This window comes from Rhizobium sp. 18055, from assembly GCF_902706285.1.
Classification (GTDB): Bacteria; Pseudomonadota; Alphaproteobacteria; order Rhizobiales; family Rhizobiaceae; genus Rhizobium.
In genome coordinates, this window is the sequence record NZ_CACSKD010000189.1 from 1 (window position 1) to 481 (window position 481).

The 481-nt window shown below is 63.8% G+C and carries 1 protein-coding gene; it reads left to right on the forward strand.

Going from position 1 to position 481, the window contains the following annotated elements; translation table 11 throughout:
* Positions 1-132: 132 nt before the first annotated feature.
* Positions 133-481, forward strand: a 349-nt coding sequence (locus tag GVL52_RS28665; RefSeq protein WP_200847979.1) for an efflux RND transporter permease subunit, incomplete at its 3' end; no start/stop codon positions are given.

A 481-nucleotide genomic window follows, 5' to 3' on the forward strand; every position in this document is an offset into this window, starting at 1 on the left:
CTTCAAGCTGCCGCCCGACGGTGCGGCGCGCAACGTGCAGGTCGGTGATCGCGTGAGCTTCGAGTTCTTCATGGGCGCGGACGACCTGCCGCAGCTCACTCGCGTCACGCCGATGGCGGCCGGAGGCAAGCCATGATCGCCAAGCTGATCCACTGGTCCATCGCCAACCGCTTCCTCGTGCTGCTGGCCACCTTGGTGCTCAGCGCCTGGGGCATTTATTCGGTACAGCGAACGCCGCTGGACGCGCTGACCGACCTGTCGGACGTGCAGGTCATCATCCGAACCACTTACCCGGGCCAAGCGCCCCAGATCGTTGAGAACCAGGTGACCTACCCACTGGCGACCACGATGCTCTCCGTACCCGGCGCCAAGACGGTGCGAGGCTTCTCCTTCTTTGGAGACTCCTTCGTCTACATCCTGTTCGAGGACGGCACCGACCTGTACTGGGCGCGTTCGCGGGTGCTGGAATACATGAACCAGG